The organism is Pseudomonas sp. Fl4BN1 (assembly GCF_009908285.1).
GTDB lineage: Bacteria > Pseudomonadota > Gammaproteobacteria > Pseudomonadales > Pseudomonadaceae > Aquipseudomonas.
The window spans coordinates 40,887-67,074 of sequence record NZ_JAAARM010000035.1 but is presented as its reverse complement, the minus strand read 5'-3'; the positions used below and the strand labels follow the sequence as shown (position 1 = coordinate 67,074).

The window sequence follows — 26,188 nt, the reverse complement described above, 5'->3', positions numbered from 1 at the left end:
GGCAGGCCGCTGAGGTCGCTGATCAAGGTCTGGAAGTTCAGCAGCGCTTCCAGCCGACCCTGGGAGATTTCCGGTTGGTACGGGGTGTAGGCGGTGTACCAGGCCGGGTTTTCCAGCAGGTTGCGCAAAATCGGCGACGGTGTGTGGCAGCTGTAGTAGCCCTGGCCGATGTAGGTCTTGAACAGCTGGTTGTTGGCGGCGATGGCCTTGATCGAGGTCAGGGCCTCGGCTTCGCTCTGGCCGTGGCCCAGCTCCAGTACGCTGGTGCCCTTGATGCTGTCGGGGATGATGCTGGCGATCAGCGCCGCCAGCGACTCATGGCCGATCACCGCCAGCATGGCCTGCTCGTCATCCTGGCGCGGGCCGATATGCCGGGCAATGAACTCGTTGTCGGTGGCGGACGGGGTCTGTGCTCTGCTCATGTCAGCACCCCGGCTCAGGCGTTATCGGCCAGGAAACGGTCGTAGCCGTCCTGGTCCAGCAGGCCGTCGAGGGCCGCGAGGTCGTCGATGCGGATGCGCAGGAACCAGCCCTCCGCCATCGGTGAAGCGTTGACCAGCTCCGGGGTCTCGCTCAGTGCCTGGTTCACCGCCACCACCTCGCCGGTCAGCGGCATGCTGATCGCGCTGGCGGCCTTCACCGACTCCACCACCGCCACTTCGTAGCCTTCCTCATAGGCACCTGGTTCCGGCAACTGGACGAACACCACATCGCCCAGGGCCTCCTGGGCAAAGGTGGTGATGCCGACCGTCAGCTCGCCGGAGTCTTCCAGGCGCAGCCATTCATGCTCGAGAGTAAAACGCAGCGTGCTCATGAATCTTCCTCTTGTTATCAGTGTGTCCTGGGGCAGGACGAACAGGCGAGCGTGCAAACGGCTCGGCTGGATGAACAAGAGCAAGGCGGATGCCAATAGAAGTAAATGCTTGACTATCAATGAGTTAATTAAGATTTCGGCAACTTGCCGGTGAACCCATGGAGCGAAATCGCTCCATGGGTTCAAGCACATCCCGCGGCCTGGCCGGGCGCAACCGCAGCCAAGCATGGCTGACGCACAAGCGGAGCGAAATCGCTCCACTGGAGCACAATCGAACCACCCGCCCCGCCGTCACTCCAGGGACCGAGAGGAAATCCCGTATTTGCGCAACCGCTGGCCAATGGCTGTGTGAGACGTCTGCAGGCGCTGGGCCAGTTGGCGGGTCGAGGGATAGGCTGCGTAGAAGCGCTCCAGCAAGGATTTCTCGTACCCCTGCATCGCCGCCTCGAGGCTGGAAACCTCCTCGGGGCCGACCTGCTGGCTGACCAGCGCGGTCCCGGCCAGCTCCAGCCCGTCGCAATCGATCACCGCGCCTTCGCAAATCGCCGCCGCGCGGAAAATCACGTTCTGCAATTGCCGCACATTGCCTGCCCAGCGATTGCCCAGCAGCAGCGGGTATGTCGCCAGGGCCAGGTGGCAAGGCGCACGCTGGATCTGGGTGCAGGCTTGACGCAGGAAGTGCTCGGCCAAGAGGATGATGTCCTGGCCACGTTCGCGCAGCGCCGGGACCATCAGGTTGAGCACGTTGAGACGGTAATACAGATCCTCGCGGAAACTGCCTTCCGCCACCATGCGCTCGAGGTTGCGGTGCGTGGCGCACAACACCCGGACATTGACCTGCACTTCACGGTCGCCACCGACGCGGCGGAAACAGCCGTCGCTGAGAAACCGCAGGAGCTTGGCCTGCAGGTAAGGCGACATTTCCCCCACTTCATCGAGAAACACCGTGCCGCTGTCCGACAGCTCCAGCAACCCCGGCTTGCCGCCACGCTGGGCCCCGGTAAAGGCCCCCGCGGAATAGCCGAACAACTCGCTCTCGGCCAGGCTTTCGGGGAGCGCCGCACAGTTCAGCGCCAGGAACGGCGCGTCACGGCGCGCGCTCAAGGCATGGCAGGCGCGCGCTACCAGCTCTTTGCCGGTGCCGGTTTCGCCCTGGATCAACAAGGGTGCATCGAGGCCAGCCACTTTGTGCAGGCGGGCCTTGAGTTGCTTGAGCGCCGCGGACTTGCCCAGCAAGGCATCGAGGCCTTCGGCGTGATCGTGGTGCAACGAGGCCAGGCGCTCGCCGATACGGCTCGGCGGATACAGGGTCAGCAGCCCGCCGGCCAACAACCGTCGGTGCTGTGCCCCACCGGTAATGGGAGTGGCATCCAGCAGCAAGTCCTGCCCCATGAAGTTGACCTCGCACATCGGCAGGCGAAAGCCCTTGTCGATCAGGGTCTGCGCCAGCACCGATTCGGCGAACAACTGCGACAGCGGCTCCCCCGCCGGCTCGCGACCGCACAATTCCACCAGCTTGGGGTTGGCCAACAACACATAGCCCGCAGGATCGACTGCCAGCACCGGGTCACTCATGGCGGCCAGCAACGCGTCCAGTTGCAGGTGCCGACGCTGGCCTGGCAGCAAGTCCACCCGTTCGACGGCCTTGACCCCTTCCACCCGCAGTAACGCGTAGTTGAGCTCATCGAGTACCGCCTGGCTCAGGTCCGGGGCGTCGATGTAGACGTTCGGCGGGATCATCTCCACCGCGTCCAGGTTGAGATTGCGCGCGCCGAGCAAGGCCAGGACTTCCTGGGTAATGCCGACGCGGTCGTGGAAACTGACGTGGATTCGCATGATGGTCTCTGGGGCTGCGGCGCTGGATTGAGGGTGATCTTGCTGGCCGCGATGAAGCCAGCGCCGGTGATACCCGGCGGGATCCATGATGGGCATTGTCAGCGGTGCGGGTAAAGAGAGGAACCGATCCAGCAGGCATTTCCCCCGGCCGCTGTTACCGGCACGGAAACATTGAATTGCATTCCCAGCAATTGATAGCAACCTAACTAAAGGTGCATGCTAGAGGGCTTGCTTGGGTCTTATATCATTCCGAATGATAGTTACCTTCGCTTCATTCGATTCGTGAGATACCACCCCCGCCGAGCATCATCCGCCCATCTTAAATTACCTTGGCGGATGCACCATGGACCAGTCAGTCAAACTCTTACGCTTTCCACTGGCCGCGCTTGCCGTGCTGGTGCTGAGCGCTTGTGGCAAAGCCCCGGAAACCGCCTCCGCCCCACCGGCTGCCAAAGTCAGCGTGGCCAAGGTGCTAGAACAACCGGTCAACGAATGGGATGAGTTCACCGGACGCCTGGAAGCCCCGGAAACCGTCGAGATTCGCCCGCGGGTCTCAGGCCAGATCGATCAGGTGGCGTTCACCGAAGGCGCCTTGGTGAAGAAAGGCGACCTGCTGTTCCAGATCGACCCTCGGCCGTTCCAGGCCGAAGTACGGCGCCTGGAAGCCCAGTTGCAACAAGCCCGGGCCGGCGCAACCCGCAGTGCCAACGAAGCCCAGCGCGGCCAGCGCCTGCTGAGCAGCAACGCGATCTCCGCCGAACTTGCCGACACCCGCACCAGCGCCGCCCAGGAAGCCCGCGCCGGGGTCGACGCAATCCAGGCGCAACTGGACGTAGCCAAGCTCAACCTGAGCTTCACCCGCGTGGTTGCGCCCATCAGCGGTCGCGTCAGCCGCGCACAGATCACCGCCGGCAACCTGGTGACCGCCGACACCACCCCGCTCACCAGCCTGGTCTCCACCGACAAGGTCTACGCCTACTTCGATGCGGATGAGCGCGTATACCTCAAGTACACCCAGCTCGCCCGCCAGGGCCAGCGCGGCCAGACCACGCCGGTGTACCTGGGCCTGTCCAATGAAGAAGGCCATCCGCACCAGGGGCAAATGAACTTCGTCGACAACCAGGTCAACCCCAAGACCGGCACCATCCGTGGTCGCGCGGTGTTCGACAACAGCGACGGCAGCTACACCCCGGGCCTCTATGCGCGCCTGAAACTGGTGGGCAGCGGCACCTATTCGGCAATGCTGATCAACGACGAAGCGGTGGGCACCGACCTGGGCAAGAAGTTCGTACTGGTGATGGACGCCGACAACAAGCCGGCCTACCGCGCCGTCGAACTGGGGCCGAAGATCGAAGGCCTGCGCATCGTGCGCAACGGCCTGAGCAAGGACGACACGATCATCGTCAAGGGTTTGCAGCGGGCACGCCCGGGCGCACCGGTCACGCCTGAAGTGATCCCCATGGCCAGCAAGGAAACCCTCGCCGCCCTGGCCCAACAACGCCAAGCACTGGAAGCCAGCAACCTGCCGCAGGTCACCCCTGCCAAGGCGGCTCCGGCTGTGAAACTCGCCGCTGCGACACCGCGCGGTTAAGGGACGACTCTCAAGATGAATTTTTCCCAGTTCTTCATTTCAAGGCCGATCTTCGCCGCGGTACTGTCGCTGCTGATCCTGATCGCCGGCGCCATCTCGCTGTTCCAGCTGCCGATCAGCGAATACCCGGAAGTGGTGCCACCGACCGTGGTGGTACGTGCCAACTTCCCGGGGGCCAACCCCAAGGTCATCGGTGAAACCGTGGCCGCGCCACTGGAACAGGCGATCACCGGGGTCGAGAACATGCTCTACATGTCCTCGCAATCCACCGCTGATGGCAAGATCACCCTGACCATCACCTTCGCCCTGGGCACCGACCTGGACAATGCCCAGGTACAGGTGCAGAACCGCGTGACCCGGACCCAACCGAAGTTGCCGGAGGAAGTGACACGCATCGGCATCACCGTCGACAAGGCCTCGCCCGACCTGACCATGGTTGTGCACTTGACCTCGCCGGACAAACGCTACGACATGCTCTACCTGTCCAACTACGCCCTGCTCAACATCAAGGATGAGCTGGCGCGCCTGGGCGGTGTCGGTGATGTGCAGCTGTTCGGCATGGGCGACTACTCGCTGCGGGTCTGGCTCGATCCGAACAAGACCGCTTCGCGCAACCTCACCGCCACTGACGTGGTCACCGCGATCCGCGAGCAGAACCGCCAGGTCGCGGCCGGCGCCCTGGGTACGCCTCCGGCCCCCAACGCCACCAGCTTCCAGCTGTCGGTCAACACCCAAGGGCGCCTGGTCACCGAGGAAGAGTTCGAGAACATCATCATTCGCGCAGGCGACAATGGTGAAATCACCCGCCTCAAGGACATTGCCCGGGTCGAGCTGGGTTCCAGCCAGTACGCCCTGCGTTCCTTGCTGAACAATCAGCCGGCGGTGGCGATCCCGATCTTCCAGCGCCCGGGCTCGAATGCCATCGAGATCTCCAATGAAGTGCGGGCCAAGATGGCCGAACTGAAGCAGAGCTTCCCTGAAGGCATGGACTTCAGCATCGTCTACGACCCGACCATCTTCGTCCGCGGTTCCATCGAAGCGGTGGTGCACACCCTGTTCGAAGCACTGATCCTGGTAGTGCTGGTGGTGATCCTGTTCCTGCAGACCTGGCGCGCCTCGATCATCCCGCTGGTGGCGGTTCCGGTGTCATTGATCGGTACCTTTGCCGTCATGCACATGTTCGGCTTCTCGCTCAACGCCCTGTCGCTGTTCGGACTGGTGTTGGCCATCGGTATCGTGGTGGACGACGCCATCGTCGTGGTGGAGAACGTCGAGCGCAACATCGAGCTGGGCCTGACCCCGATCGAAGCCACCAAGCGTGCCATGCGTGAAGTGACCGGCCCGATCATCGCCACGGCCCTGGTACTGTGCGCGGTGTTCATTCCTGCCGCCTTCATCAGCGGCCTGACCGGCCAGTTCTACAAGCAGTTCGCCCTGACCATTGCCATTTCCACGGTGATCTCGGCATTCAACTCGCTGACCCTGTCGCCGGCTCTGGCTGCGGTATTGCTCAAGGGCCACGACGCGCCCAAAGACCGTTTCTCCAAGTTGCTCGACACGCTCTTCGGCGGCTGGCTGTTCCGCCCGTTCAACCGCTTCTTCGAACGAGCAAGCCATGGTTACGTGGGGACTGTGCGCCGGGTCATCCGTGGCAGCGGCATCGCCCTGTTCCTGTATGCCGGCCTGATGGTGCTGACCTGGTTCGGCTTCGCCCATACCCCGACCGGCTTCGTTCCACCCCAGGACAAACAGTACCTGGTGGCCTTCGCCCAACTGCCGGACGCCGCGAGCCTGGACCGTACCGAAGAGGTGATCAAGCGCATGTCCGACCTGGCCCTGAAACAGCCGGGCGTGGAAAGCGCAGTGGCCTTCCCAGGCCTGTCGATCAACGGTTTCACCAACAGCCCGAACAACGGCATCGTCTTCGTGACCCTGAAACCGTTCAACGAGCGCAAGGACCCGAGCATGTCCGCCGGGGCCATCGCCGGTGCCCTGAACGGCAAGTACGCCGACATCCAGGAAGCTTACATGGCGATCTTCCCACCGCCGCCGGTACAGGGCCTGGGCACCATTGGCGGCTTCCGCCTGCAAGTCGAGGACCGCAGCGGCCTGGGTTACGAGGAGCTGTACAAGGAAGTGCAGAACGTCATTACCAAAAGCCGTAGCGTGCCGGAACTGGCCGGCCTGTTCACCAGCTACCAGGTCAACGTGCCGCAGGTCGATGCCGCCATCGACCGGGAAAAGGCCAAGACCCACGGCGTGGCGATCAGCGACATCTTCGACACCCTGCAGATCTACCTGGGTTCGCTGTATGCCAACGACTTCAACCGCTTTGGGCGCACCTATCAGGTCAACGTTCAGGCCGAGCAGCAGTTCCGCCTGGAGTCCGAGCAGATCGGCCAGCTGAAAGTGCGTAACAACAAGGGCGAGATGATCCCGCTGGCGACCTTCATCAAGGTCAGCGACACCTCGGGCCCGGACCGGGTGATGCACTACAACGGCTTTGTCACCGCTGAAATCAACGGCGCCGCAGCCCCCGGCTACAGCTCCGGCCAGGCTGAAGCGGCGATCGAGAAACTGCTCAAGGAAGAACTGCCCAACGGCATGACCTACGAATGGACCGAGCTGACCTACCAGCAGATCCTTTCCGGCAACACCGCGCTGTTCGTGTTCCCGCTCTGCGTGCTCCTGGCCTTCCTGGTACTGGCCGCGCAATACGAGAGCTGGAGCCTGCCGCTGGCGGTGATCCTGATCGTGCCGATGACCCTGCTGTCGGCGATTACCGGGGTGATCATGTCCGGTGGCGACAACAACATCTTTACCCAGATCGGCCTGATCGTACTGGTGGGCCTGGCGTGCAAGAACGCGATTCTGATCGTCGAGTTCGCCAAGGATAAACAGCAGGAAGGCCTCGACCCGCTGGCGGCGGTGCTGGAAGCCTGCCGCCTGCGTCTGCGGCCGATCCTGATGACCTCGTTCGCCTTCATCATGGGTGTGGTGCCCCTGGTGTTCTCCAGCGGCGCCGGTGCGGAAATGCGTCACGCCATGGGAGTCGCGGTGTTCTCCGGGATGCTCGGGGTGACCTTCTTCGGCCTGCTGCTGACCCCGGTGTTCTACGTCCTGATCCGTAATTTCGTCGAGCGTGGCGAAGCCCGCAAAGCGGCCCGTGCCCTGCAACTGGAGGCGCAACAATGAGCCTGAAAGTCTTCCTGCCGAGCCTCCTGGTACTGGCCCTGAGCGCCTGTGCCGTTGGCCCGGACTACAAGACCCCGGCCCCGGAGGCGGCCAACATCACGGCCGCCGCCGATGGCAGCGCCAAGCAGAACTTTGACCGTGCACGTTTCGAAGGCATCTGGTGGCAGCAGTTCGATGACCCGACCCTCAACCAGTTGGTGACTCAATCCCTGCAAGGCAACCGCGAGTTGCGCGTGGCCTTTGCCCGCCTGCGGGCCGCCCGGGCGATTCGCGATGACGCCAGCAACGATGCGATGCCCACCATCACCAGCCGCGCCAGCAGCGACCTGGCCAAGGGGCAGATCCCTGGCCAGACCAGCAAGCGGGTCAACAGCGAGCGCTACGACCTGGGCCTGGACATGGCCTGGGAGCTGGACCTGTTCGGCCGCATCCAGCGCAACCTGGAAGCCACCGACGCCGACCAGCAGGCCGCCGAAGCCGATCTCTACCAGTTGCAAGTCACCATGATTGCCGAGCTGGTGGACGCCTACGGCCAACTGCGTGGCGCCCAGTTACGGGAAAAGATCGCCCTGGCCAACCTGAACAACCAGCAGGCGTCGCGCAAGATCACCGAAAGCCTGCGCGATGCCGGGGTGGGCGACCAGCTCGATGTGGTCCGCGCCGATGCGCGCCTGGCATCGGTGGAAGCCAGCGTGCCGCAACTGCAGGCCGAACAGACCCGCCAGCGCAACCGCATCGCCACCCTGTTGGGTGAGCGCCCGGACAAACTGACCGTCGACCTTGCGCCGGCCCAATTGCCGGCGATTGCCAAGGCGCTGCCGATTGGAGATCCGGGTGAACTGCTGCAACGGCGCCCGGACATCCTCAGCGCCGAACGCAAACTGGCCGCGGCCACCGCGCGTATCGGCGTGGCCAAGGCCGACCTGTTCCCTCGGGTCAGCCTCAGCGGTTTCCTCGGTTTCACCGCGGGACGCGGTTCGCAGATCGGCTCCAGTGCGGCCAATGCCTGGGCCCTGGGCCCGAGCATCACCTGGGCGGCCTTCGATTTGGGCAGCGTGCGGGCCCGCTTGCGTGGTGCCGATGCCAACGCCGATGGCGCCCTGGCCAACTATGAGCAGCAAGTGCTGTTGGCCCTGGAAGAGTCGGAAAACGCCTTCAGCGACTACGGCAAGCGCCAGCAACGGCTGATCTCGCTGATCCGCCAGAGCGAGTCCAGCCGCGCCGCGGCCGACCTCGCCGAGATCCGCTACCGCGAAGGCACCGTGGACTTCCTGGTGTTGCTGGACGCCCAGCGGGAACGCCTGGCGGCCGAAGACTCCCAGGCCCTGGCCGAAGTCGACCTGTACCGCGGCATCGTCGCCATCTACAAAGCCCTGGGTGGCGGCTGGCAGCCACAGACAGTGGCCAGCAAGTAAGGATTTGCAACGAGCTCCTTTGGTTGGCCGCAACCAACCAAATTTTTGCCCCGTGGATCATTCGGTCGCGGGGCTTTTTTTGCTCGTCTCGGGGACGCCTTCGCCGGCAAGCCGGCTCCTACAAATATCCGCATATTTCCTGCCAGCCGTAGGAGCTGGCTTGCCAGCGAAGGCGCCCGCCAGAACGCCACACAGCTCAAGACCCTCTCCGCCGGCAAGCCGGCTCCTGCAAATATCCGCACATTCCCTGCCAGCCGTAGGAGCTGGCTTGCCAGCGAAGGCGCCCGCCAGAACGCTACACGGCTCAAGGCCCTCTTCGCCGGCAAGCCGGCTCCTACAAATATCCGCATATTTCCTGCCAGCCGTAGGAGCTGGCTTGCCAGCGAAGGCGTCCGCCAGAACGCTACACGGCTCAAGGCCCACTTCGCCGGCAAGCCGGCTCCTACAAGTTGGCGTGGTGATAGAGACCGTCGATCATGCGGTCGGGCATAGCGATTGGACAGGCCGCCGGCAGGCTCCTAATCTTCACCCGCCGTGTAGTCGCCCTGGCCCATCCCCGATGATTGTCCGTCCCAAGCCCAACCTGATCAGCATCCTCTTCGCCCTCAAGGGTTCGATCGCCAAGCGCATTGCCTGGCGCTGCGCGCTGGTGACCCTGCTGGCCTCGGCCATCGTGCTGATAGAAACCCTGGAACCGAGCTATTTCTCCAAGGTCAACGCCACGCCCTTCACCCTGCTGGGGCTGTCGCTGTCGATCTTCATGAGCTTTCGCAACAACGCTTGCTACGACCGCTGGTGGGAAGGCCGCAAGCAGCTCGGTCAACTGATCATCGAAGTGCGTTCGCTAATCCGGGAAAGCCTGGTGATCGAGAGCAATCCGGAACGCGAGGGCCTGCTGCGGGACCTGTGCGGTTTCGCCCACAGCCTGATCGCCCGCCTGCGCCATGAAGACGAGGCCGCCGCCCTGCGTCCCTGGGCCCAGGCCAGCCTCGACCCCGGCCACCCGAACCTCGCCGATGCCCAGTTGCAGCGCATCGGCCAACGCTGTTCGCAATGGGCCGGGCAAGGGCTGATCAGCGAATGGCGCTACACCCAGCTGGAAACCCGGCTGGTCAGCCTGAGCCTGGTGCAGGCCTCCTGCGAGCGGATCCAGAACACCCCGCTGCCTTTTCCCTACACCCTGCTGCTGCACCGCACCATCTACCTGTTCTGCATCATCCTGCCATTCGCCATGGCCGAGCCCCTGGGCTGGCTGGCACCGATCTTCACCGCCATCATCAGCTACACCTTCCTGGGCCTGGACGAGATCGGCAACGATCTGGAAGACCCTTTCGGCTACGACGACAACGACCTGCCGTGCAGCGCTCTATTGCGTGGCCTGGAGCGCGAAGTCCTGGCGGCACTGGGGCAGCGCGACCTGCCGCCAGCGCTGGAACCCCAGGAATATGTGCTGACCTGAGCGCGGGTTTGACTCGGACCGATTCCTGACCGAAGCTTGCGCCTTCAAAAAGTCGTCAGCTATGGACTCCTGCATGACCCGACCCCGCCGCTACCTGCTGATCAGCCTGGTTATCGTCATCGTCCTGGCCCTGGCCTGGAGCTTTCTGCGCAGCAGTCCGCCGGCGGTGCCCGAGGCCATCAAGCATGGCTATGGCCAGGCCCTGGAAAAGGCCCGCAACGGCCAGCCGGGCGCGGCCCGGATGCTCTACCAGCAACTGGGACGGCCCGACCTCAGCGACCCGCAACGCATCCGCCTGCTGGCCGTACTGCCCAACTACCCAAGCCCGCAAGCCCTGAAACTGGCGGACGCCGACCTCTACCATCCCTCGGCCGAAGTGCGCAAAGCCGCGATCAAGAGCGTGCTCGGTCTGGTGCCCAACGGCCAGCGCAGCCTGCTGCTGGGACCGTTGCTCGACGATCATGAGCAAAGCGTGCGGTTTGCCGCAGTGGATGCCCTGCTGGGCCTGTCCCCGGATGACCAGGGTTTGTACTTCGGCCCATTGCAGCAGGTGATCGACGAATACACCCAGGTGCTCAAGACCCGGGGCGACAACGTCGAGGCGCAGTACCAACTGGCGCGCCTGTACCTGCACAACGCCGACCTGGTCAAAGCCCAGCAGACCCTGGAACAGGCCCTGCGCCTGGCCCCGGACAACCTGCAGGCGGTGGTGCTGCAGATCGAAGTGCTGGACAAGCAAGGCCAGAGCGAAGCGGCCCGCCAGCTACTGGCCAAGCAACTGCAAGCCCAGCAGGACTCGGCCTACCTGCAACATGCCCTGGGGCTCTGGCTGCTGCACCACGACCAGGGCGAGTTTGCCTTGCTGGGCCTGTCCCGGGCGGTGGAACTGGAGCCCAACAACGCCGCCTACCGTTACGACCTGGCCACCACCCTGTACAGCGAACAAGAGCTGGAAGCCGCGCAGAAACAACTGGAGGAAATCGTCCAGCGCCAGCCTTACAACCGCAAGGCGCGGGTATTGCTGATCAACTACTGGAAAGAAAGCGGCCAACTGCAGAATGTCCAAGTGCTGCTGGCCCAGCTGGAGCAGCAGAACCCCGACGACCCGGCATTGCAACAGGGTCTGTAAGCCACCGGCGAATGCCTGTCCGCGACAACAGTTGAACGGTGCTGGCCCTCGGCGGGCCAGTGAACAAGCAGCCACATCAACGCATTCGCGTCACTGCTGATCTTCGAGCACATCCATGTGTTGGGGCGGTACTCCTTCGCACTACTGGAAGAAGTCGCTCAAGGTGAGTTGCGGCGATTGCGCAACCCGGACAACGATCGGTGACCGCCTTCGGCAAAAGATCACTCCAGATGCTAGACGTGCGACTTTTCGTTCAGCCTAAAGACGACTCCATCCACTTCCATTTCAGTGTTGTACTTGAACAACACATTGATGTCTTTGGAGATGCTTGGGAGTCGATAGCAATCCCACCCGCCAGTCATACCCAGCACAGGGATTCTATAGGGAGCGCCTGATTCCAGCGGTTCGCCATACTGGGATCTGACCCAAGCCTGGTTCATCTTGGTTTTGAGTTGGTAGGGCAGACTTCCTGTGTAAGTTTGTTCTCCTTCGAAGCCTTTTAGAAAAGTGACAAATAGATCTTCAAACCGTTGATTTCTGGCCCAGAATCCCAGTTCTATACCTGGCCCAGGCGACATTGATAAGGTGTCGCTGTCTTCGAAGATTCCTTTTGGAGGGCCGCCCGGTAGATACATCCCTGAGGCAATCATTTCGGGGTAAGTACGCCCAAGGCTTTTAACTAGCTCATCAATCATTGCTGCGTTCATATCAATACCAGCCTTGTTCCTGATGAAGGTTGTGCAGTTCGGTGCGTGCCGTTTCGATCTGCTCTTCGGTAAAGCCTTCTTCGAGCAAATAAGGCTTGATTGCATCGAGATTAGTCTCTACAGCCGTGCGTAGGTCTGTGGCATCTTTGGCCTGTTGAACTTTGGTGTTTCTGCCGCCATATGTCTCGCTGTATTTCTGGTGGACTGTGCGCGGGATGGCGATGCTTGGAGCTTTCCGTAGGGCGGTTTTTATCCTCGTATCAGTTATGCCGGGAACGTTTGTCTTCAAAAAAGTTTCCAGCGCTTTCTTCGACGGCATGTGGTCAATATCCAACCCATCCTTTGCACTTCTACTGGACAGGTCATTGGCAGGTCCAACCTCCAACGGATTGACCATCGGTTTGGCAAAAACCAGGTACAACGACTTGATCCCGGAGTCAGCCGGGAACGTGACAATACAGTCTTTGGCTTTCAGCTCATCAATGGGAGAGCCTTCGATCTTGCTGTCACCCCCTTCGCTGATGGGGTGGACCATGATGTTAGCCAGTTCGTCAGTCACGCCAGGATAAGCGGTGGGGGTTGTCACCACCGGCCCGTGGTTGGGCGTCCAGATAATCGTGATCGTGCCGAGGTTGGCTTCCATGGCGCTTTTTTCGGCATTCCATTGGGCTTTGATCACCGGAACCGAGTCTTGTCCTGACTGGGCGCTGGTGTGGATGCCATAGATCTGGAGAGCACCTTGGCCATCGCGGCGGAACTGGAAACGAACCCGCGTGGTAGCGGCGCGCATGTCCTGCAACTGTTTTTCGGTGTAGAACGAGCCGTCACCGAGCATGGTCGGGGTCATTGCCAGAATCACTACACGCCCCATAGGACCTGCAGCATTTTTTAGCAGCGTACCGCTTGCTTCCAGTGACCAAACGAAACTTCTTAGGATGAGCTCTCCGGCAATTTTTCCCAGCCCGACCTCTGCTGTTGAGGACGCCAGAACCATGGTCTTGCCGAAGTTTGCCGCTGGCTCGCTGTCGGTGCCCGCCTTGGTGGTGCCCCAGGGCGCAGTGCTGATGGATTTGGCGAAGATGAGCTCAGTACGGGGCTTGGGGTCAGGCCATTGGTCTTTCTGGATGTAAACCGGTTCTGACTCTAAGGCGCGGCGAGCAATACCGCCGCCGCCTCCTGCGCTAGAGCTGTTTTCGACCAACACCCAGTCACCATTTCTAACGGCATCGAGAATGTCCCGATCACTGTTGATGGTGTAGTGCTCGCGTAACAACTCATCCAGGCCTTCAAGACTTGCTCGATTGCTCGCCAACGCCTTACGGACCGTGGCCTCGGCAGAATGTGGCGGCTCAGCATCGTGTGCTCCAGGATCAGTACTTTTGAGCAAACGCATATGTTCCCTCGGCGTTTCAGTCAATCGCAGACCCTACTACGCAAGCTGAGATTTACTCTGTAGGAAACATCCGAGAAATCACGAAGTCGGGCTGATCGTCGAGGGCGATTTGGCGGTGCGGGTGCGAATCTGTGCGGTACTCGGCAAACTCGGCTACGCCTTCCTCGCGGCTGGCAACGCGCACAGCGCGATACCGATTGTCGATTCGGGGCAACGTATTGATCCATTGATCAGCGATGTCGGGCTGCCGGGCATGAATGGCCGGCAGTTGACAGAGATCGGGCGGCAGATGCGCCCGCAATTGAAGGTCCTGTTCATCACTGGCTATGCCGAGCGCGCGGCCGTCCGTGGCGGCTTTCTTGACCCCGGCATGCAGCTGATCAGCAAACCCTTCACCTTTGACCTGCTGCCCCCCAAGGTGCGGGAAATGGTCGGTGACTGAGCGGCGGTTCAGGCCAGCAGGCGCTGGATCTGTTCGTGCAGGCTACTGAGGTCGAAGGGCTTGGCCAGGATCGGCGCCTTGCGGGTAATGGGACTGCCGCACTCGAGGATTTCATTGGGATAACCGCTGATGAAGATCACCTTGAGGTCCGGGCGCAGTTTCACCGCCGGCTCGGCGATCATCACCCCGGTGATCCCGCCTGGCAGCCGGTAATCGGTGATCATCAGGTCCAGGTGCGGCTTGCTGGCGAGAATCTCGAACGCCTGCTCACCGTTTTCGGCTTGTAAGACCCAGTAGCCCAGGCCCGACAGGTAGTCGGCCAGCAGCATCAGAATCACCGGTTCATCTTCGACGATCAGTACGACGTCTTGTGCATCTTCACTCATGGAAAACCTTTGCTCGGTCAATTGCTGCAGATACGACCATTGGGTCACGCAGAGGTTGCGTGCGCGTGACGTTTTTACTCATTTACTGACAAGCCAGCGCCGCCAAGAGGCAGGCCCACGCGAAACAGCGCACCCTCGCCAATACGGCTTTCAACCCGGATCGAGCCACCGTGGGCGGTGACGATCTGCTCGGAAATAAACAGCCCCAGGCCCAGCCCCGCAGCCACGTGGCTGGCGCTGACCCGCTCGAACTGCTGGAAAATACGTTTCTGGTTGTCTTCGCTGATACCGATCCCGTGATCCCGGACTTCAACCCGGGCCTCGCCGTCCTCGGCATACACCCGGACTTCGATCGGGCTCTTGGCGCCGTAACGCAAGGCATTGGTCAACAGGTTGGAAACCACCTGCTCGATGCGAAACTCATCCCAGTTGCCTTCCAGTGGCTGCTCGGCCTGCAGGGTCAGCGAGCACTGCGCCGCCTCCACTTGGGGCGCGAAGTTCTCCACCAGGCCGTGCACCAGTTGCGCCAGGTCGAAACGCGACGGCCGGATCGACAGCTTGCCGGTACGGATCCGCGAGATATCCAGCATGTCCTCGATCAGCCGGATCAGGCTTTTGATCTGGCGCTCGTCGCGATCGACCATGGCATGCATCTTGTCCAGGCTGAAGGCCGCAGCGTTCTCCCGGGCCAGGTGCATCTTGCGCAGCTGGGTTTCCAGGATCAGGCCATTGAGCGGCGTGCGCACCTCATGGGCAACGATGGACATGAAGTCGTCGCGCATGCGCACCGCCTGCTCCAGTTCGTTCTGCGTGGCCTGGAGCTTTTGCAGCAACGTCTCCTGTTCACGCCGGCTCTGCTCCAGGGCCTCGACCTGCTGCTTCATGGCCTTGCTCTGGCGATACAGATCAACGAAGACGTTGACCTTGCTCTTCACCGCGTGGATATCCAGGGGCTTGTGCAGGAAGTCCACCGCCCCGCTCTCGTAGCCCTTGAAGGCGTAGTTGAGCTCGCGCCCGGCAGCGCTGACAAACACGATGGGGATGTTCTTGGTCTTCTCGGTGCCGCGCATCAGCTCAGCCAGCTCGAAACCGTTCATGCCGGGCATCTGCACGTCGAGGATGGCCATGGCGAACTCATGCTGGAGCAGCAGCGACAAGGCTTCGTCGGCCGACAGCGCCTTGTACACCGTGCGGTCCTCACGCTTGATCAACGCCTCCAGGGCCAGCAGGTTCTCTGGCAGGTCGTCGACGATCAGCAGCTTGGCTTGAATATTACTTAACATGCGATTCGTTCCAGCTCGACAAGCAGACGGCTGATGCCGCGCAAAGGGAGGATGTAATCCGGCTGGTGCAGGGCCAAGGCTGCATCCGGCATGGTCGACACATGGGCTTCATCGGGGTCCTGGACGATGGTCAGGCCGCCCTGGCGCTTGACCTCGGCCAGCCCCCGGGCGCCGTCCTGGCTGGCCCCGGTGAGGAGCACTGCAGCCAGGCGCGCGCCATAGGCATCGGCGGCGGACTCGAACAGGTAATCAATGGCCGGCCGTGAATGGTGCAGGCGTTCTTCCTGACTCAGGGACAGGCTGTGATCCTGTTCCACCGACAGGTGATAACCGGGGGCGGCGAAGTACAGCGTGCCCGGGACGATCTGCTCCTTGTCCTCGGCCTCCTTCACCGGCAGCGCCAGGCGCCGGGCGAAAACCTCCGCCAACAGGCTGCGACGTTCGTCGGGCAGGTGCAGGACCACGATCACCGGCAGGCGAAAACCCTGGGCCAAGCCACTGAACAGGCTCAGCAAGGCCTCGACGCCACCGGCCGAGGCCCCTACCACAATGGCCTCGACTCGCGGCCAGATACCCAGGCTGGCAATCTGCTGGTTCATGTCTTGCGGTAGATCCGTTCTTGTTTGACCAGGGGTTCGAAGTGCTTGCCATAGGCGGAAAAATCCAGGGTTTCCTTGCTGCCCAGGACCAGGAACCCACGATGGCAGAGCGACTCATGGAACAACCCAAAGGCTCGATCCTGCAATTTTTTATTGAAATAAATCAATACATTACGACACGAAATTAACTGAGTTTCTGAGAATACGCTGTCGGTTGCCAGGCTGTGATCGGCAAAGGTCACGTTGTCCCGCAGGCTCTTGTCGAAGATCGCGTAGTCATAGGCCGCCGTGTAGTAGTCGGCAAAGGAGCACTGGCCGCCGGCCTGCTGGTAGTTGTGGGTGTAGGCCCGCACATTCTCCAGGGAGAAGATGCCTTGCTTGGCCTTCTCCAGGGAGCTGGGATTGATGTCAGTGGCGTAGATGATGGTGCGTTCCAGCAGCCCCTCTTCGCGCAGCAGGATGGCCATGGAATAGACCTCTTCGCCCGTGCTGCAACCGGCGATCCAGATCTTGATCGACGGATAGGTCTTGAGCAGCGGCACCACTTCCTGGCGGATGGCCAGGAAGTGCGACGGGTCGCGAAACATCTCGCTGACCGGAATGGTCAGGAACTGCAGCAACTGCATGAACGCAGTCGGGTCGTGCAGCACCCGTTCCTGTAACGCGGAAATGGTCTTGCACTCGAACTGGCGCAAGGCGTGGTTGACCCGGCGCTTGATCGAAGCGCCGGAGTAGTCGCGGAAGTCGTAGCTGTATTTCAGATAGATAGCTTCGATCAGCAAACGCAGTTCGATCTCGGTATTACGCTCCACTAAATTCTTTCCATCTTGGGCAGCCACACGCGGATAAGCGAAAACAGCCGGTCAAGGTCGATGGGCTTGGCCAGGTAATCATTGGAGCCGGCCTGCAGGCAGCGCTCCTGATCGTCCTTCATGGCCTTGGCGGTAACCGCGATGATCGGCAGCTTGCGCCAGCGCGGGTCCTTGCGGATCTGCACCGTGGCTTCATAACCGTCCATCTCCGGCATCATCACATCCATCAGCACCAGGTCGATGTCCTCGACCTCATTGAGTTTGGCAATGGCTTCATGACCATTGCGACCGATGACCACCACCGCGCCCTTGTGTTCCAGGGCGCTGGTCAGGGCGAAGATGTTGCGCACGTCGTCATCCACCAGGAGGATCTTGCGCCCCTCGAACACCTTGTCGCGGCTGCGGGCGGTCTTGAGCATCTTCTGCCGCTCATGGGACAACTGGGATTCGACTTTGTGCAGAAAAAGCGTCACTTCATCCAGCAGGCGCTCCGGCGAACGGGCGCCCTTGATGATGATCGAGCGCGAATACTTACGCAGCTCGGCCTCTTCGTCACGGGTCAGGTTGCGCCCGGTGTAGACGATCACCGGTGGGAATGAGCGGATATCCTCGGTGGACATGCGCTTGAGCAGGTCGTTGCCGAGCATGTCCGGCAGCTTGAGGTCGATGATCATGCAGTCGTAGACATTCTCGCGCAGCAGGTCCAAGGCATCCTGGGCCAGGCCCACGGCGGTGATCTCGATGTCGTCGTCGCCGATCAGCCGGGCAATGCTGTCCCGTTGCAGGTCGTCATCCTCCACCAGCAGCACGCGCTTGACCTTCTGCGTCAGCTTGGCTTCCAGGCGGGCGAAGACATCCTTGAGTTCCTCGCGGGTGGTGGGTTTCACCGCATAGCCCACGGCGCCCATGTGCATTGCCGCTTCGACCCGGTCTTCCACCGAAATCACATGCACCGGGATATGCCGGGTTTGGGCATGTTCCTTGAGCCGCTGCAGCACGGTCAGGCCCGAGTGATCGGGCAAGCGCATGTCCAGCAGGATTGCGTCGGGAATGAATTCGGCGGCCAGGCTGTAGCCTTCATCGGCGCCGTGGGCTACCAGGCAGTGGTAACCCAGCTCGTGCGCCAGATCGAAGAGAATGTGCGCAAAGTTCGCCTCATCTTCCACCACCAGAATGCAGCGACTGCTGAACGGAGCCTTGTCCCGGTCATCGGCGAAGCGCGGAATCTGTACCGGCTCGACCTCAGCCACAGGAGCCGCCGGGCTGAGCACTTGCGGCGCCACGACCGACACTGCCGAGACCCGTGGCGCAAGCACCGGTTGCTGCGCTTCGCTGTACTGCTCCGGCAGTACCAAGGTAAAAATGCTGCCGCGACCCGGTTCGCTGCTGACGCTGATGAAGCCACCAAGCAGGGCTGCCAGGTCCCGGGAGATCGACAGCCCCAAACCGGTGCCGCCGTAACGTCGATTGGTGGTGCCGTCGGCCTGGCGGAAGGCTTCGAAAATGCTTTCCTGCTGATCCTCGGCGATGCCGATTCCCGAGTCCTGCACGGCGAAGGCAATCCTCGATCCCGGCTGGGCGGACACGCTCAGGCTGACCTGGCCCTTCTCGGTGAACTTGACCGCGTTGGACAGCAGGTTCTTGAGGACCTGCTCGACCCGCTGGCAATCGGTGAACAGCATCTGCGGTACTCCCGGCTGCAGTTCCACCTTGAAGTCCAGGCCCTTGTCCGCGGTCAACGGCTGGAACAGGCTGCGCAGGCCGTCCACCAGGCGCGGCACGCTGGCATTCTCCGGACGCACTTCCAGCTTGCCGGCCTCGACCTTGGAAATATCGAGGATGTCGTTGATCAGGTTCAGCAGGTCATTGCCGGCCGAGTAGATCGACTCAGCGAACTTGACCTGCTCGGCGCTGAGATTTTCCTGGGGGTTCTCCGCCAGCAACTTGGCCAGGATCAACGAACTGTTGAGCGGCGTGCGCAGCTCGTGGGACATGTTGGCAAGGAACTCGGACTTGTACTTGCTGGAGCGCTGCAACTCTTCGGCACGCTCTTGCAACTGCACCTGCGCCTGGTTCAACTCGCGGTTCTTGAGGTCCATGGCATCGCGCTGGTCCACCAGGATCTGCGCCTGCTCGGCCAGCTGTTCATTGGTCTGCTCCAGTTCCACCTGCTGGGTTTCCAGGTGCGCCTGGGATTCCTTGAGAATCCGCGACTGCTCTTCCAGCTCTTCGTTGGCGGTCTTGAGTTCTTCCTGCTGCACCTGCAGTTCTTCGTTGAGCTGCTGGGTTTCAGCCAGGACTTCCTGCAGCCGCTGGCGATAGCGCGCGGCCTCGATGGAGGTGCCGATGTTGCTGGCAATCAGCTCCAGCAATTCGACATCACGCTCGCTCAAGGCCCGCAGGAAACCCAGCTCGATCACCCCGTTGACCCGGCCATCGTCCAGGGTCGGCATCACCAGCACACTGCGCGGCGCGCCGTCGCCAAGGCCGGAGCTGACCTTGAAATAATCCGCCGGCACATCGTCCAGGCGAATCAACCGCTTGTGCTGCGCGGCCTGTCCCACCAGGCCTTCGTCGCCGTACAGCGCCTGTTCCTGTGCCTCCTGCTCCCGGGAGAAGCCGTAAGACGCCACGCGCTTGAGACCGCCATGTTCTTCACGGACATACAGCGCCGCCACCGGCGAGCCCAGGTACTGGGCGCAGAACTGCAGGATATTGCGCCCCAGCAGGTTCAGCGTCAGCTGGCCGAGCATTTGCTCGGCCAGCTCGGTCTGGCCGTTGCGCAACCAGGCTTGCTGCTCCAGGCGCCGGGAGCTCTGCTCCTGGGCTTCGAGGTTGTCGCTGTAGCTCTTCGACAGCGCCAGCAGGTCACGGCGCCCGACATAGGCGAGCAAGCCGCTGATGCCCACCACGAACAGCAGATAGAGGCTCACGCTGAGAATCGTGGTGCGACTGACGTCGGCGTTGCGGCTGACCCGCAACTGCTGCTCCATGTCCACCGCGTCGTCGTACTCCTTGCGGATCTCGTCGGTCAAGCGCTTGCCCCGCCCGGCTTGCACCACCGCCCGATAATCACCGTTCTGGCGGCGTAGCTCGATCATCCCCTGGGCGAAGCTGTTCCACTCCACCTGCAAGGCTTCCAGGCGCTTGAGCCGGTCCACTTGCTGAGGGTTGTCCGCCACCAGCACCTGGATGCCGCGCAGCTCACTGACGATGCGTGGCTTGGCCACCTCGTAAGGGTCGAGAAAATGTTCGTCGCCGGTGATCAGGAAGCCGCGCATGCCGGTTTCCAGGTCGATGCTCAGGCGCGCCGCCTCATTGAGATTGTTGATCACCCGGTCGGTGTGCTGCACCCACTGGATCACCGAGAGCAGGTAAGTGATCAACGAGACGAAAAAAACCGCGCTGAGCACGCCTACGCCCAGCGGCAGGCTGACGTTGCGGGTCAGCAGTTTGCGGAAACTCTGTTCATCAACCGAGGACGGACGGATCATTTGATGGACCTGGCGCAGGTAAAAAAACGAAGTTTGCCCCACATTCAGTCACCGCAGCTATTTTTTATAACCAATGCGTGTGTCACCGCAATTTGGCCTGCCCTGGGACAATGGAAGCGGTTATTCTTGCCAATGCTTGTACAATCCTATTTTTTTGTACAGCTTCGGGAACTTGTGGCAACCCGGCACTTACTGATGCACAGGGCCGGCTGTTGCGCCGCCCAGCGAATTCATTTTTTCGAGAGTGACCTTATGCCCGACAGCGCTTCCACCATCCTAGTCGTAGAAGACGATGCCATCGTGCGCATGTTGATCGTCGATGTCCTTGAAGAGCTCGAATTCAGTGTTCTGGAGGCCGATGGCAGCGACACCGCGCTCAAGCTCCTGGAAGAGCACGGGCAACACATCGACCTGCTGATGACCGATGTCGGCCTGCCTGGAATGAACGGCCGCGAGCTGGCGGAACGTGCACGCCAACTGCTTCCACAATTGCCGGTGCTGTTCGCCAGCGGCTACGCCGAATCCATCGAGGTACCCAGCGGCATGTCGGTGATTGGCAAACCCTTCTCCATTGATCAACTGCGGGACAAGGTGCGCAGCATCCTCGGCTGAATCCACGGGCGGCCGGATCAGCCGCTTGCCCACTGTGGTTTAATGGCGGCCTTTTTTTGCCTTCGCCTGCCAGGAATAGCCGCTCATGAGTCCCACTGCCGCAACCAAAGTCCTGATCATTGGTTACGTCTGGCCCGAGCCCCGCTCCTCTGCGGCCGGCGGGCACATGATGCAGATCCTCCAGAGCTTTCTCGAGCAGGGCTGGGAGCTGACCTTCGCCAGCCCGGCCAACGAAGGCGAACACAAGGAAGACCTGCGCGCCCTGGGCATCCGCGAATGCCCGATCGAGCTCAATAACAGCAGTTTTGACCGTTTCGTCGCCGAACTGGCGCCCGACATTGTGCTGTTCGATCAATTCATGATGGAGGAGCAGTTCGGCTGGCGTGTGGAGCAACACTGCCCGAATGCCCTGCGGGTGCTGGAGACCTCGGACCTGCAATGCCTGCGCCACGCCCGGCACCAGCGACTCAAGGAGCACCTGAAGCGCCACGCCGACGAAGATGACTTCAGTGCGCTGTTCGCCCAGGCAGCGGAACAGGAGTTCCAGCACATGGCCGAGACCGACCTGGCCAAGCGCGAAATTGCCGCGATCTACCGCTGCGACCTGAGCCTGATGATCTCGCAGGTGGAGATCGAACTGCTGGTCGAGCAGTTCCGCCTGCCGCCGGCCCTGCTGCATTGGTGCCCGTTGATGCTGGAGCAGTTGCCAGAGTCGTTCGTGCCGTTTGCCCAGCGGGCGCACTTCCTGAGCATCGGCAACTTCCGCCACGCGCCAAACTGGGACGCGGTGCTGTGGATGAAGAACCGGGTGTGGCCGTTGATCCGCCAGCAACTGCCTGGCGCACAACTGCATCTATATGGCGCCTACACCCCGCCCAAAGCGGCGGCACTGCACAACCCGGCCCAGGGCTTTCACATCATGAACTGGGCCGAAGATGCGCTGCAGGTCATGAGCGCGGCGCGGGTCTGCCTGGCACCCTTGCGTTTCGGCGCCGGGATCAAGGGCAAGCTGCTGGACGCCATGCTCTGTGGTACCCCCAGCGTGACCACGCCGGTGGGCAGCGAATCCATGTCCGCGGGGAGCCTGCCCTGGCCGGGCGTGGTGGCAGAGTCCGCCAGCGCCATCGCGGCGGCAGCAGTGCGCCTGCATCAGGATCAGCACCAGTGGAACCAGGCCCAGGCGGATGGCGCACGCTTGCTTGAGGCGCGCTACCGGCAGCAGGTCCACGGCCCAGCGCTGATCCAGCGCCTGCTGCACGGCCGCGAGCACCTGGCGCAACTGCGGCGGGACAACTTCACCGGGGCCATGCTGCGTCACCATCATCACAAGAGCACCCAATACATGGCGCAATGGATCGAAGCAAAAAACCGCCCGATCTCGTAGCCGCACCGGGCGCTGTTGCGTTTGCCGGCGAAGAGCCCCTTGAGCCTTGCACAAGGCAGCGGGCCGCCTTCGCTGGCGACCCGTTGCTACTGGTGCGCGGGCAAGTCCCGAGGCATTATCAGCCGGGCCAACAACAAAAACAGACCTGCGCCATGAGTCGACCCGGCAAGATCACCGATCCTTCCTATGAGTTGATGGACGACCACAACGGCCTGTCCATCATCTACCGCCAGCACGGTTTCCCCTGCCCCCTGGTGCGCTGGCATTTCCACAAGGAATACGAGCTGCACCTGATCGTCGCCAGCTCCGGCAAGGTGTTCATCGGCGACTACATCGGCAACTTCTATCCGCAGACGCTGTTCCTCACCGGGCCCAACCTGCCGCACAACTGGATCAGCCAGGTGGCCGAGGACGAAGTGGTGCTCAAGCGCGACATGCTGGTGAACTTCACCGATGAACTGTTCGACAGCGGCAGCCAGGTGTTCGCCGAGCTGAAAAACCTCACAGCGCTGCTGGAGCGCGCGCAATACGGCATCGAGTTTCGCTGCCAGCACACCATCGCCCAGGCCCTGCCGTTGATGCAGCGCATTGCCGACTCCACCGGCATCACCCGCCTCGGCCACTTTTTCATCCTCATGGAGCTGCTCGCCGCCTGCGACGACTACCAACTGCTGTCCGGGGCCACTCGCGTGCAGCTGGCGGATGAGCACAGCATCGACCGCACCAACCGCGCGGTGGACTACATCTTTGCCCACTACGCCCGGGAGCTGACCCTGGACGAAGTCGCCGACCACCTCGGGATGAAGCCCACCTACTTCTCCCGGGTGTTCAAGCAGGCCACCGGGCGCTGCTTCATCGAGTTCGTCAATCGCCTGCGAATCAGCAAGTCCTGCGAGCTGCTGGCCGATGGCGACAAGCCGGTGACTGACGTGTGCTTCGAGTCGGGTTTCAACAACATCTCCAACTTCAACCGGCGTTTCCAGCAGCTCAAGGGCATGACCCCTTCCCACTACCGCCGCCTGGCAGTGCAACGGCTGACCGAACAGAACCTCGGCTGAGCCGAACTGCCGCACGTCTTGCGGTCCCCTTCGCCGGCAAGCCGGCTCCTACAAAAAGCCACATCGCGCAGCAGCCGCCCCCGTATGAGCTGGCTTGCCAGCCGATCAGCACACGTCTTGCGGCCCCCCTCGCCGGCAAGCCGGCTCCTACAAAAAGCCACGTCGCGCAGCCGCCGCCCCCGTAGGAGCTGGCTTGCCAGCGAAAGCGCCAGCCGATCAGCGCACGTCTTGCGGCCCTCTTCGCCGGCAAGCCGGCTCCTACAAAAAGCCACGTCGCGCAGCCGCCCCCCTGTAGGAGCTGGCTTGCCAGCGAAGGCGCCAGCCGATCAGCGCACGTCTTGCGGCCCTCTTCGCCGGCAAGCCGGCTCCTACAGCCATCAGGCTGGAGCGGCAAAAGCCTTTACCTTGGTAAACGAATCCCGTTCAGCTTCCGTTCAGCAGTTGGTAACAATCTTCATTTGGCAATGAGTATCATTATGTTACAAATTACTTCCTAACCAAATTGACCCGCCGGTGCTGAATGCTCGTTCCATTTCTGATCATGCTGCGCGAAGGGATTGAAGCCGCGCTCATCGTTGGCATCATCGCCAGCTACCTGAAACAGACCGGTCGCGGCCAGTGGATGCCCGCCGTGTGGATCGGCGTATTCCTCGCCGTGGCCCTGGCCCTACTGGTGGGCGGTGGCCTGGAGCTGATGAGTGCGGAGTTCCCGCAGAAGCAGCAGGAGCTGTTCGAGGGCATCGTCGGCCTGGTGGCCGTGGGCATCCTCAGTTCCATGGTGTTCTGGATGCGCAAGGTGGCGCGCTCGATCAAGCACTCCCTGCATGTGTCCCTGGACCATGCCCTGACCGGTTCCAAGCACCAAGTCACAGCGCTGATCGCCATGGTGTTCTTCGCCGTGGCCCGGGAAGGCCTGGAAACCGTGTTCTTCCTGCTGGCGGTGTTCCAGCAGAGCGAAGGCCCCGGCGCGCCCATCGGCGCCCTGCTGGGCCTGATCGTGGCAATCATCGTCGGTTTCCTCATCTATACCGGCAGCATGCGCCTGAACCTCGGCGCATTCTTCCGCTGGACCGGTCTGTTCATCCTAGTGGTGGCCGCCGGCATCCTCGCCAACTCGGTGCAGGCGCTGCATGAAGCGGGAATCTGGAACCACCTGCAGACCGTGCTCTTCGACTTCAGCGCCAGCCTGCCCATGGACGGCCCGCTGGGCTCGGTGCTGGCCGGCATGTTCGGCTACCAGGACGCGCCCACCGTCAGCACCCTCGGCGCCTATGTGCTGTACCTGGCCGTAACCCTGGTGCTGTTCTTCCTGCCCGGTGGCGCCCCCGCCAAGGCGCCCGGCTCTTCGTCTTCCGTTTCCAGTCAGTAAGGCTCCCCATGACCCAGCAAGCCTCTCCCCAGGCCTCGCCTCCCCGCGCATTGCGCTGGGCGGTTGCCGGCTCGGTGATCGTGATGATCGCCGCCGGCGGGCTGTTCTACTACGCCTCGCAACTGGCCGCCAGCAAGCGCCAGGCCCACCAGGGCGAAATCACCGTGACCATCCACCCCAAGAGCTGCGAGCCCAATGCGCTGACGGTCCCGGCCGGGCACACCAGCTTTCGCATCGTCAACCGCTCGGATCGCGCCGTGGAATGGGAAATCCTCGACGGCGTGCTGGTGGTGGAAGAACGGGAGAACATCGCCCCGGGCCTGAGCCAGGTGATCAACGCCAACCTGCTGCCCGGTGACTACGCCATCACCTGCGGGCTGCTGAGCAACCCCCGCGGCACCCTGCACGTGACCCCGACCGCCGAGTCTGATGCCCAGGCCAAGGCGCGGCCGTCGATGGTGGCCTTCATCGGCCCGCTGTCGGAGTTCAGGGTCTACCTGAGCACCCAGGGCAGCGCCCTGACCAAGGCGGTGAACGCCTTGCAGCAAGCCATCGACAGCGGCGACCTGAAGCAGGCCCAGGCCCTGTACCTGCCGGCCCGCGCCGCTTATCAGCGCCTGGCTCCCGCGGCCCAGCGCCTGGCCGAACTGGACAACGCCATCAACGCCCGCGCCGACTATTTCGAACAGCGTGAACAGGACCCGGGCTTCAGCGGCTTCCATCGCCTGGAGTACGGCCTGTTCCAGAAGCGCGACCTGGCAGGCCTGGCCCCGGTGGCGCAACACTTATCCAGCGATGTGGCCAGCCTCAAGGAGCAGCTGTTGGCCCAGACCCTGCCGCCGGAGCAACTGGTGAGCATCGTGGCCCGCAACATGCGCAGCCTGGCCGACCTGCGAGCCAGCAGCGGCGAGGAGGAACGCTACAGCCACAGCGACCTCAACGGCTTTGCTGCCAACCTGGACACCACGCGCAAAGTCATCGACCTGCTGCGGCCCTTGCTGGCCAAGTCTGCGGCGCAATTGCTGCCCGAGGTGGACAACGCCGCCAATGCCCTGGCCGCCCGGCTCGACAGCCTGCGCGATGGCTTCGGTTATGTCGCCTACGACCAGGTCAGCGCCGAACAACGCAAAGAGCTTGCCGACAAGGCCAAGGCCCTGGCCGACGCCCTCGACCGCATCGATCCCGCACTCGGCCTCTCCGGCCTGTAACA

Annotated in this window: 19 protein-coding genes and 2 pseudogenes; 11 read left to right on the top strand and 10 right to left on the bottom strand. The window is 62.2% G+C overall.

Annotated features, from left to right (window positions below):
• From GV818_RS27825 to GV818_RS27815, 3 genes and pseudogenes are all read right to left on the bottom strand, one after another.
• A pseudogene (locus GV818_RS27825) lies at positions 1-422 on the bottom strand (glycine dehydrogenase (aminomethyl-transferring)); the annotation flags it as partial.
• Positions 423-436: 14 nt separating this feature from the next.
• Positions 437-814, bottom strand: coding sequence for a glycine cleavage system protein GcvH (gcvH, locus tag GV818_RS27820; protein WP_161756333.1), 378 nt, complete (start codon positions 812-814; stop codon positions 437-439).
• Between the two features lie 291 nt (positions 815-1,105).
• Positions 1,106-2,650, bottom strand: a complete 1,545-nt coding sequence (locus GV818_RS27815) for a sigma-54-dependent transcriptional regulator (protein WP_161756332.1) — start codon at positions 2,648-2,650, stop codon at positions 1,106-1,108.
• Positions 2,651-2,993: 343 nt separating this feature from the next.
• On the opposite strand from GV818_RS27815, the gene mexE reads away from it, so the two are divergent.
• The 5 genes from mexE to GV818_RS27790 all read left to right on the top strand — a co-directional run bounded on the left by mexE (position 2,994) and on the right by GV818_RS27790 (position 11,439).
• Positions 2,994-4,241 carry a multidrug efflux RND transporter periplasmic adaptor subunit MexE gene (gene mexE, locus GV818_RS27810; protein WP_161778061.1) on the top strand — a complete coding sequence of 416 codons (1,248 nt, stop codon included), beginning with the start codon at positions 2,994-2,996 and terminating at the stop codon, positions 4,239-4,241.
• A 15-nt stretch (positions 4,242-4,256) separates the two neighbouring features.
• A complete protein-coding gene (locus GV818_RS27805; protein WP_161756330.1) occupies positions 4,257-7,436 on the top strand; it encodes an efflux RND transporter permease subunit in 3,180 nt (1,059 codons plus the stop codon).
• Entirely contained in the window at positions 7,433-8,851 is a 1,419-nt protein-coding gene (locus GV818_RS27800; protein ID WP_161756329.1) for an efflux transporter outer membrane subunit, read from the top strand. The genes GV818_RS27805 and GV818_RS27800 overlap by 4 nt, the downstream gene beginning before the upstream one ends.
• Positions 8,852-9,410: 559 nt before the next feature.
• Entirely contained in the window at positions 9,411-10,310 is a 900-nt protein-coding gene (locus GV818_RS27795) for a bestrophin family protein (RefSeq protein ID WP_161778060.1), read from the top strand.
• Between the two features lie 73 nt (positions 10,311-10,383).
• Positions 10,384-11,439 (top strand): tetratricopeptide repeat protein, encoded by a 1,056-nt coding sequence (locus GV818_RS27790; RefSeq protein WP_161756327.1) that lies wholly within the window; start codon positions 10,384-10,386, stop codon positions 11,437-11,439.
• Between the two features lie 233 nt (positions 11,440-11,672).
• Here the strand turns inward: GV818_RS27790 and GV818_RS27785 are convergent, their stop codons facing one another.
• Complete coding sequence (locus GV818_RS27785; protein ID WP_178125145.1) at positions 11,673-12,146, bottom strand: DUF6392 family protein; 474 nt, start codon at positions 12,144-12,146, stop codon at positions 11,673-11,675.
• Between the two features lies 1 nt (position 12,147).
• Positions 12,148-13,539: an S-type pyocin domain-containing protein gene (locus GV818_RS27780; protein ID WP_161756325.1), complete on the bottom strand. Its 1,392-nt coding sequence runs from the start codon at positions 13,537-13,539 to the stop codon at positions 12,148-12,150.
• Positions 13,540-13,621: 82 nt separating this feature from the next.
• On the opposite strand from GV818_RS27780, the pseudogene GV818_RS27775 reads away from it, so the two are divergent.
• A pseudogene (locus tag GV818_RS27775) lies at positions 13,622-13,981 on the top strand (response regulator); the annotation flags it as partial.
• 8 nt (positions 13,982-13,989) lie between these two features.
• Here GV818_RS27775 and GV818_RS27770 read toward each other — a convergent pair.
• The 5 genes from GV818_RS27770 to GV818_RS27750 form a co-directional block, all read right to left on the bottom strand.
• Positions 13,990-14,367: a response regulator gene (locus GV818_RS27770; protein ID WP_161756324.1), complete on the bottom strand. Its 378-nt coding sequence runs from the start codon at positions 14,365-14,367 to the stop codon at positions 13,990-13,992.
• 74 nt (positions 14,368-14,441) lie between these two features.
• Entirely contained in the window at positions 14,442-15,650 is a 1,209-nt protein-coding gene (locus GV818_RS27765) for a hybrid sensor histidine kinase/response regulator (protein WP_161756323.1), read from the bottom strand.
• Positions 15,644-16,249 carry a chemotaxis protein CheB gene (locus tag GV818_RS27760; protein WP_161756322.1) on the bottom strand — a complete coding sequence of 202 codons (606 nt, stop codon included), beginning with the start codon at positions 16,247-16,249 and terminating at the stop codon, positions 15,644-15,646. The genes GV818_RS27765 and GV818_RS27760 overlap by 7 nt, the downstream gene beginning before the upstream one ends.
• Positions 16,246-17,061, bottom strand: coding sequence for a CheR family methyltransferase (locus tag GV818_RS27755; protein WP_161756321.1), 816 nt, complete (start codon positions 17,059-17,061; stop codon positions 16,246-16,248). Before GV818_RS27755 ends, GV818_RS27760 begins: the two co-directional genes overlap by 4 nt.
• On the bottom strand, positions 17,061-20,555 hold the full coding sequence (locus GV818_RS27750; RefSeq protein WP_161778059.1) for a response regulator: 3,495 nt from the start codon (positions 20,553-20,555) through the stop codon (positions 17,061-17,063). Before GV818_RS27750 ends, GV818_RS27755 begins: the two co-directional genes overlap by 1 nt.
• A gap of 252 nt (positions 20,556-20,807) precedes the next feature.
• Here GV818_RS27750 and GV818_RS27745 point away from each other — a divergent pair, with 252 nt between their 5' ends.
• The 5 genes from GV818_RS27745 (at position 20,808) to efeO (ending at position 26,186) form a co-directional block, all read left to right on the top strand.
• Positions 20,808-21,167 carry a response regulator gene (locus GV818_RS27745; protein ID WP_161756319.1) on the top strand — a complete coding sequence of 120 codons (360 nt, stop codon included), beginning with the start codon at positions 20,808-20,810 and terminating at the stop codon, positions 21,165-21,167.
• Positions 21,168-21,252: 85 nt separating this feature from the next.
• Positions 21,253-22,551, top strand: coding sequence for a glycosyltransferase (locus GV818_RS27740; protein WP_161778058.1), 1,299 nt, complete (start codon positions 21,253-21,255; stop codon positions 22,549-22,551).
• 152 nt (positions 22,552-22,703) lie between these two features.
• Positions 22,704-23,609: an AraC family transcriptional regulator gene (locus tag GV818_RS27735; protein ID WP_161756317.1), complete on the top strand. Its 906-nt coding sequence runs from the start codon at positions 22,704-22,706 to the stop codon at positions 23,607-23,609.
• Between the two features lie 520 nt (positions 23,610-24,129).
• Positions 24,130-24,978, top strand: coding sequence for an iron uptake transporter permease EfeU (gene efeU / locus GV818_RS27730; RefSeq protein ID WP_161756316.1), 849 nt, complete (start codon positions 24,130-24,132; stop codon positions 24,976-24,978).
• A gap of 8 nt (positions 24,979-24,986) precedes the next feature.
• Complete coding sequence (gene efeO, locus GV818_RS27725) at positions 24,987-26,186, top strand: iron uptake system protein EfeO (protein ID WP_161778057.1); 1,200 nt, start codon at positions 24,987-24,989, stop codon at positions 26,184-26,186.
• The last annotated feature ends 2 nt before the right edge of the window (positions 26,187-26,188 follow it).